This window comes from Pseudomonas sp. PA-4-8C, assembly GCF_021606625.1.
Lineage (GTDB): Bacteria > Pseudomonadota > Gammaproteobacteria > Pseudomonadales > Pseudomonadaceae > Aquipseudomonas > Aquipseudomonas lactis.
In genome coordinates this window covers 1-7,422 of the sequence record NZ_WKCD01000271.1, presented here as the reverse complement: position 1 = coordinate 7,422, position 7,422 = coordinate 1, and the positions used below count along the sequence as shown (strand labels likewise).

The following is a 7,422-nucleotide window of genomic DNA, read 5'->3' as shown; positions in this document are numbered from 1 at the left end:
CTCAAGCCCAGCTTCGAAATGATGGGCCAGATGGGCTTCGATGCCACCGCGCTGCGGGTCTACAGCCACGTGGAGCGCATCCACCATGTGCACACGCCGGGCAACAGCTCCGGGATCGTGGACGGCGCCGCGCTGATGTTGATCGGCTCCGAGGCCAAGGGCCGCGAGCTGTGCCTGCAACCACGGGCGCGCATTGTCGCCACGGCGGTGACCAGCACCGACCCGACCATCATGCTCACCGGCCCCGCGCCGGCCACTCGCAAGGCGCTGGCCAAGGCCGGCCTGCGGGTTGAAGACATCGACCTGTTCGAAGTCAACGAAGCCTTTGCTTCGGTGGTGCTCAAGTTCATCAAGGACATGGGCATCGACGCCGCACGGGTCAATGTCAACGGCGGCTCCATCGCCATGGGCCACCCCTTGGGCGCCACTGGCTGCGCGATCCTCGGCACCTTGCTCGACGAGCTGGAGGTGCGCCAGCAACGCTACGGCCTGGCCACCTTGTGTGTCGGCGGTGGCATGGGTATCGCCACCATTATCGAACGCCTCTGAGCCTAAGGAATTTGTCATGACCGATGCCATTCGTTACGAAAAAGGCCAGGACCAGATCGTGGTGCTGACCCTCGACATGCCCGGCCAGAGCGCCAACACCATGAACGCTGCCTACCGCGAAGCCATGGCGGCCACCCTCACGCGCCTGGAAGCGGAAAAGAACGAGATCGCCGGGGTGGTGATCACCTCGGCCAAGAAAACCTTTTTTGCCGGCGGCGACCTCAATGAGCTGATCAAGGTCGATAAAACCCACGCCAAGGCGTTCTACGACAGTGTGTTGGTATTGAAAGCGCAATTACGCCGCCTGGAAACCCTCGGCAAACCGGTGGTGGCTGCGATCAATGGCGCGGCCCTGGGCGGTGGGTGGGAGATTTGCCTGGCCTGCCACCACCGGGTTGCGCTGGACGACAAGTCAGTGCAACTGGGTTTGCCGGAAGTGACCCTTGGCCTGTTGCCAGGGGGCGGCGGCGTGGTGCGGATGGTGCGCATGCTTGGCCTGGAAAAAGCCTTGCCGTATTTGCTCGAAGGTAAAAAAGTCCGGCCTGCCCAGGCCCTGCAAGCGGGCTTGATTGATGAGGTGGCGGCGGATCGCGAGGCATTGCTGGCACAGGCCCGTGCCTGGGTTCTGGCTAATCCCGAAGTCAGGCAACCCTGGGACAACAAGGGCTACGCGATCCCCGGCGGCACGCCGTCCCACCCTAAAGTCGCGCAGATGCTCGCCATTGCGCCGTCGATTTTGCGCAGCAAGACCCAGGGCTGCTTCCCCGCGCCGGAGAAAATTCTTTGTGCCGCCGTCGAGGGCGCCCAAGTGGACTTCGATACCGCGCACCTGATCGAAACCCGCTACTTCACCGAACTGGTGACCGGGCAAGTGGCAAAAAACATGATCGGCACCTTCTGGTTCCAGCTCAACCAAATCAATGCCGGCAGCTCACGCCCCCAGGGCTATGCGCCCTACGTCACGCGTAAGGTCGGTGTGCTCGGCGCCGGGATGATGGGCGCGGGCATCGCCTATGTCAGTGCCTGTGCGGGTATCGAGGTGGTGCTCAAAGACATCACCCTGGCCGCCGCCGAAAAAGGCAAAGCCCATTCAGCCGCATTGCTGGACAAGAAAGTCAGCCGTGGGCAATTGACCGCCGAACAGCGCGAAACCACCCTGGCGCGCATTCATCCTACGCAGGATGACGCCGACCTGGCCGGCTGCGACCTGATTATCGAGGCCGTATTCGAAGACCGCGCACTCAAGGCCAAGGTCTCGGCTGCGGCGCAAAACGTGGTGGGGGCCGACGCGGTGATCGCCTCCAACACCTCCACCTTGCCCATCAGCGGCCTGGCCACGGCGGTGCCCGATCAAGCCAAGTTCCTCGGCCGGCACTTCTTCAGCCCCGTGGACAAGATGCCCCTGGTGGAAATCATCAAGGGCGCGCGCACCAGCGACGAAACCCTGGCCCGAGGGTTTGACTTCGTACTGCAAATCAAGAAAACCCCGATTGTGGTCAACGACAGTCGCGGCTTTTTCACCTCGCGGGTATTCGGCACCTTTACCAACGAAGGCATCGCCATGCTCGGCGAAGGCGTGGCTGCGCCGATGATCGAGACCGAAGCGCGCAAGGCCGGGATGCCAGTGGGGCCGTTGGCGGTGTCCGATGAAGTGTCCCTGAGCCTGATGAGCCATATCCGACAGCAAACGGCCAAGGACCTGAAGGCCGAAGGCAAGGCCATGCCGAACCATCCGGCGACGGCGGTGATTGATCTGTTGGTCAACGAATACAAGCGCACGGGCAAGGCGGCCGGCGCTGGTTTTTACGACTATCCCGCTGGCGGCCAGAAGCACCTGTGGCCTGAGCTGAAAACCCGCTTTGAACAGCCTGGCAAGCAAATCTCACCTAAGGACGTGCGCGACCGCTTGCTGTTTATCCAAGCCATCGAAACCGTGCGTTGCGTGGAGGAAGGCGTGTTGATGTCCACGGCGGACGCCAACGTTGGTTCCATCTTCGGCATCGGCTTTGCCGCGTGGAGTGGCGGCGCGTTGCAGTTTATCAACCAGTACGGGCTGAACGACTTCATCGCCCGCGCCCGCTACCTCGCCGAGGAGTACGGGGAGCGCTTCTCGCCGCCGGCGTTGTTGCTGGAAAAAGCCGCAAAAGGCGCGCTGTTTTAGAAGTTTCACTGTAGGAGCGAGCTTGCTCGCGAAGAACGCACAGGCAACGCTTTTATCCAGGATACCTGCGTTATCGTTGACGTTTTTCGCGAGCAAGCTCGCTCCTACAGTGTGTGTGGGTGCCCATTGAGGGCTTGCTTTGGGGGGGGATTTCAGGGCAGGCTCTGGGTGTGCAATATTCCCATCGCCGTGTCAGGTATTTTTTATGTCGCTACGCGTCTGCATCCTGGAAACCGATATTCTGCGTCCCGCTTTGATCGATGAGTACCAAGGCTATGGGCAGATGTTCAAGCGCCTGTTCGCCAAGCAACCGATTGCCGCCGAGTTTGTGGTCTACAACGTGGTGCAGGGCGAGTACCCACCGGATGACGAAGTGTTTGACGCGTACCTGATCACCGGCAGCAAGGCCGATTCCTTCGGTACCGACCCTTGGATCCAGACGCTCAAGACCTACCTGCTCACGCGTTATGAGCGCGGCGACAAGCTGCTGGGCGTGTGCTTCGGCCATCAGTTGCTCGCGCTGCTCTTGGGCGGCAAGGCCGAACGTGCCAGCCAGGGCTGGGGCATGGGCACCCACGCTTACAAGCTGGATGCCAAGACGCCATGGATGAGTCCTGAGGTGCCGGAACTGACGCTATTGATCAGTCACCAGGATCAAGTCACCACTTTGCCGGACAATGCCACCGTGATCGCCTCGAGCGAATTCTGCCCGTTTGCCGCGTATCACATTGGCGACCAAGTGCTGTGCTTCCAGGGCCATCCGGAGTTTGTTCACGACTATTCCCGTGAGTTGCTGGAAATACTTCAGACAACCCTGGGTGAAAAGGTCTACAGCAACGGCGTGGCCAGCCTGGAACGCGACCACCACGGCGTAACCGTGGCGGAATGGATGATGCGCTTCGTTGCGCATCAGCCTGAAGCCAAAGCTTAAAGCCAGCCCGAACGCTTAAAGCTGGCCCATAACCCGGTACAGCCCAGGGTAATAAACCCGAGCACCGCAAAATAGCCGTAGTGCCATTGCAGCTCGGGCATGTTCTGGAAGTTCATCCCATAAATCCCCGCCACCGCCGTGGGGAACGCCAGGATCGCCGCCCATGCGGCGAACTTGCGCTGCACCACGCTCTGGCGCGAGGCTTCCAGCAGCACACCGATCTCGATGGTCTGGCTGGCGATGTCGCGCAAAGTGGTGAGGTCTTCCATCTGCCGGGTGACATGGATCTGCACGTCACGAAAATACGGGCGCATGTTCTTGTCGATGAACGGGAAGCTGAGCTTCTGCAATTCCTGGCTGATCTCTACCATGGGCGCCACATGCCGCTTGAGCCGCAACACATCGCGGCGCAGGCCGTGGAGGTGCTGGATATCGCGCTCGTTGAGCGAGCTGCACAGCACGTTACGCTCCAGCTCATCGATCTCGGCGTGGATCGCCTCGCTCACCGGCTGATAGTTTTCGGTGACAAAATCCAGCAACGCATAGAGTACGAAATCTTCCCCATGCTCCAGCAACAACGGGCGCGCCTCACAACGCTGGCGCACAAAACCGTAGGACGCCGAGTGGCCGTTGCGGGCGGTGATGATGTAGCCGTTGCCGGCAAAGATATGGGTCTCGATAAACTCCAGCTTGCCGTTCTCGCGCACCGGTGAGTAGGTGACGATAAACAGCGCGTCGCCGAAGGTTTCCAGCTTCGGACGGCTGTGTTTTTCCATGGCGTCTTCGATCGCCAGTTCGTGCAGGTTGAACTGGCGTTGCAGGTTGTTCAGTTCCTGAGCGCTGGGTTCCTCCAGGCCGATCCACACAAAGTGCCCAGGTTTGGCGGCCCAGGCCGCGCCTTCATCGAGGGTGATATCCGAGACTTTCTTACCGGCGCTGTAGACGGCAGCCGCAACAACTCTACCCATGGTGCTGATCACTTCTTATCAAGAGGACAGATGTTGGGCAGCTTAGCCTGAATGGCGTTCCGTTGTTGCTCACCGACATTGCCGACTCCCCTGTCACTGATCGTTCCCACGCTCTGCGTGGGAATGCCGCCCGTGACGCTCCGCGTCACCCTAAGCGTGCGCCTACGCGCGTTGCAGTTCGCGATCCATCTGTGCAATGCACTCATCCATCTGCGTCTGACACGTCAGCAGCAACTGAGGAATGTCATCCACCGTCAACCCACAGGTAGGAATCGGCGGCAACGAGCGTATCAGCACACTGCCGCTGGCCCAGCGATTGAGCTTCATCTGCGTCACGTAATTGCTGACACACACCTGCACGATAGGCACACCGGCCGCAATCGCCATATGAAACGCGCCTTTTTTGAACGGCAACAACCCTTTGCCCAGGTTGCGCGTACCTTCCGGGAACACCCAGATTGACGTGTCCTCATGCTGCAAGGTATGCGTGGTGGTCAGCATCGCCCGCCGGGCCTTGTGCGCATTGCCACGGTCAATCAGCACATTGCCCGCCAGCCAGAACAGCTGGCCGAACAGCGGCACCCATTTCAGGCTTTTCTTGGCGATGCAGACCGTGCGGTGCGGCACTACATTGCCGAGTACAAACAGATCGTAGTTGGACTGATGGTTGGCGATCACCACGCAGGTACCGGGCTTGTTGCGCAGCGAGTCGACGTCGGCCTTCACGTTCAAGCCCAGGATCCGCATGGCTGGCAACGCATAGAGGCGAGCGCAGAGACGGCTGTTGTCCGGATTGAACGGCCGGCACACACCGACCAGCACACCCAGCACGCCGGCGATCATAAAATGCAGGCCCATCAACAACATACGCAACAGAAAAAGCATCGACACGGCCCATCGGGACAAAAGGTGGCGCAGTGTACGGATGTGCACTGTATTCGGCAATTGGCCCTACAGACGTAGGAGATAGCCGATGTTTAAGCGCATGTTTCCACATGGGCCGATAACGGCTAACTAGAGCGGTTATGGAAGTTTCACATTCATAGGTAAGAAAAAGCCCGACTCAAGGTCGGGCTCGGACACGAAAGGTGTAGGACTTAGCTCAGGCTATGGCCCTGATCCTGGATGATTGCATCGTCCAGGGCTTCGAGCAGTGCGCGGCGCACTTTCAACTTGGTGTGCTTGTGCGCGTTCATATTGATCTTCTTCAACTGCCGTGCCGCTTCCAGTGCAGCCGCTTGCAGTTCTTCCGGTGCAACCACCTTGTCGAGGAAACCTGCGTGCAGGGCGCCTTGTGGATCAAACATCTCGGCATTGATCACCGAACGCTGAAACGCCGACTTGCGCAGGCGATCCCGCGCCAACTCGATACCGGCGTGGTGCATGGTCATGCCAATCGCCACTTCATTCAGGCCAATGCTGAACGGGCCTTCGACGCCAATCCGATAATCGGCCGACAACAACAGGAACGCGCCTTTGGCCACTGCATGACCGGGGCAGGCCACAATCACCGGGAACGGATGCGCCAACATCCGCCGCGCCAGGGTCGAACCCGAGGTCACCAGGCTGATTGCCTCTTTAGGGCCGGCGGTCATCACCTTCAAATCATAACCGCCCGACAAAATCCCCGGCGTGCCCGTGATGATCACCACCGCCCGATCCTTCTCGGCCTGATCCAGCGCCGCATTAAACTCACTGACCACCGCCGGAGAAATGGCATTCACCTTGCCGTTGCTCAGGGTCAGGGTCGCGATACCGTCTTCGAAGTGGTAGGCAATCAACTCACTCATGACGCGGTTCCTTGTAGGGCTTGTTATAGAGATAGATGCGCAGACGTTACTCACCACGCCCCCGCGGGTAAAGCGCCGTGACTGACTACCCAGTCAGGCTTTTGCCCCATCCCCAAGGGTAGACACCCCGGAGCAGGGCGCAGCAAGCGCTCCAGACGCGTGCCGCCGATGCCTGAGAATGGCACAATCACCACCCCCAGCCGGGCGGTGAATGGCATAGCGGCCTAACCGCATGAAAATTCTGAAAAAAACCTTTGCCATCAGCAAGGCTTTCGACTACATTAGCGCGCCTCGACAGACTGAACTGGTTTGCCGAGATACGGTGAAGTGTCCGAGTGGCTTAAGGAGCACGCCTGGAAAGTGTGTATACAAGAAATTGTATCGAGAGTTCGAATCTCTCCTTCACCGCCACATTAAGTAAACACAAACCCCTGGTTTTCATAAAGAAAGCCGGGGGTTTGTGGTTTTAGGCCTCGTCAAAAGGGCTGCGCCTCTGTTCGGCCCATTCAATCAAAGCCTGCATCGACGGCCCTAACGCGTATCCATCCTCGGTCAACTCATACTCAACTTTCGGTGGAACCTGCGGGTAAACCGTGCGGCGAACAATTGCGTCTTTTTCGAGCTGCTTGAGCTGCTGGATAAGCATTTTCTGGTTGATACCCTCTATGAGCTTTTCAAGATCGGAAAAGCGCAGAGGACCTTTGGCTGCGAACAGCTGGCAAAGGATGATTATCTTCCATTTTCCCTCCAGTACACGGAGGGTCTCCATGGTTGCTTCAGCCCATTTCACTCGATTTTTTGGGTCGCCACAGTCCCATTCTCGTTCACTGTTCATAGTTTGGTTCGTTACTTACCTTTTGGTGTGTACTTATCATTATCTCACTGTTCTCCTAAGGTAGGCGCCTACCCGAAACCTATACGAGCGAGAACTCATGAAAATTGGAGTGATTGGGACAGGAAACATTGGCGCAACCCTTGCCCGGAAGATGATTGCCGCAGGCCATGATGTGCAAGTGGCTAACT

The 7,422-nt window shown here is 58.8% G+C and carries 7 protein-coding genes, 1 tRNA gene and 1 pseudogene; 5 read left to right on the top strand and 4 right to left on the bottom strand.

Features of this window, described 5'->3' with window-relative positions; all coding sequences use genetic code 11:
* The 3 genes and pseudogenes from GIW04_RS25455 to GIW04_RS25445 form a co-directional block, all read left to right on the top strand.
* Positions 1 to 549, top strand: a pseudogene (locus GIW04_RS25455) (acetyl-CoA C-acyltransferase); the annotation flags it as partial.
* 16 nt (positions 550 to 565) lie between these two features.
* Positions 566 to 2,710: a 3-hydroxyacyl-CoA dehydrogenase NAD-binding domain-containing protein gene (locus GIW04_RS25450; RefSeq protein ID WP_236479309.1), complete on the top strand. Its 2,145-nt coding sequence runs from the start codon at positions 566 to 568 to the stop codon at positions 2,708 to 2,710.
* 205 nt (positions 2,711 to 2,915) lie between these two features.
* Positions 2,916 to 3,641, top strand: a complete 726-nt coding sequence (locus GIW04_RS25445) for an amidotransferase (RefSeq protein ID WP_003193450.1) — start codon at positions 2,916 to 2,918, stop codon at positions 3,639 to 3,641.
* Here the strand turns inward: GIW04_RS25445 and GIW04_RS25440 are convergent.
* The 3 genes from GIW04_RS25440 to GIW04_RS25430 all read right to left on the bottom strand — a co-directional run bounded on the left by GIW04_RS25440 (position 3,638) and on the right by GIW04_RS25430 (position 6,399).
* Positions 3,638 to 4,609, bottom strand: a complete 972-nt coding sequence (locus GIW04_RS25440) for a magnesium and cobalt transport protein CorA (RefSeq protein ID WP_003193449.1) — start codon at positions 4,607 to 4,609, stop codon at positions 3,638 to 3,640. The genes GIW04_RS25445 and GIW04_RS25440 overlap by 4 nt on opposite strands.
* Positions 4,610 to 4,771: 162 nt before the next feature.
* Positions 4,772 to 5,494: a 1-acylglycerol-3-phosphate O-acyltransferase gene (locus GIW04_RS25435; RefSeq protein WP_120248462.1), complete on the bottom strand. Its 723-nt coding sequence runs from the start codon at positions 5,492 to 5,494 to the stop codon at positions 4,772 to 4,774.
* 212 nt (positions 5,495 to 5,706) lie between these two features.
* Entirely contained in the window at positions 5,707 to 6,399 is a 693-nt protein-coding gene (locus GIW04_RS25430; RefSeq protein WP_003193445.1) for a crotonase/enoyl-CoA hydratase family protein, read from the bottom strand.
* Positions 6,400 to 6,720: 321 nt separating this feature from the next.
* Between GIW04_RS25430 and GIW04_RS25425 the strand changes: the two genes are divergently transcribed.
* A tRNA-Ser gene (locus GIW04_RS25425) sits at positions 6,721 to 6,810 on the top strand.
* Positions 6,811 to 6,865: 55 nt separating this feature from the next.
* Here GIW04_RS25425 and GIW04_RS25420 read toward each other — a convergent pair.
* Positions 6,866 to 7,234, bottom strand: coding sequence for a winged helix-turn-helix transcriptional regulator (locus GIW04_RS25420; protein WP_003193365.1), 369 nt, complete (start codon positions 7,232 to 7,234; stop codon positions 6,866 to 6,868).
* A 97-nt stretch (positions 7,235 to 7,331) separates the two neighbouring features.
* On the opposite strand from GIW04_RS25420, the gene GIW04_RS25415 reads away from it, so the two are divergent.
* A partial coding sequence (locus GIW04_RS25415; protein WP_236479310.1) for an NAD(P)-binding domain-containing protein occupies positions 7,332 to 7,422 on the top strand: 91 nt, incomplete at its 3' end.

What these genes read in the sequence shown, in the direction of transcription:
- GIW04_RS25450 (WP_236479309.1), top strand. Translation starts at nt 566, where the DNA reads ATGACCGATGCCATTCGTTACGAAAAAGGCCAGGACCAGATCGTGGTG.
- GIW04_RS25445 (WP_003193450.1), top strand. Translation starts at nt 2,916, where the DNA reads ATGTCGCTACGCGTCTGCATCCTGGAAACCGATATTCTGCGTCCCGCT.
- GIW04_RS25440 (WP_003193449.1), bottom strand. Translation starts at nt 4,609, where the DNA reads ATGGGTAGAGTTGTTGCGGCTGCCGTCTACAGCGCCGGTAAGAAAGTC.
- GIW04_RS25435 (WP_120248462.1), bottom strand. Translation starts at nt 5,494, where the DNA reads ATGCTTTTTCTGTTGCGTATGTTGTTGATGGGCCTGCATTTTATGATC.
- GIW04_RS25430 (WP_003193445.1), bottom strand. Translation starts at nt 6,399, where the DNA reads ATGAGTGAGTTGATTGCCTACCACTTCGAAGACGGTATCGCGACCCTG.
- GIW04_RS25420 (WP_003193365.1), bottom strand. Translation starts at nt 7,234, where the DNA reads ATGAACAGTGAACGAGAATGGGACTGTGGCGACCCAAAAAATCGAGTG.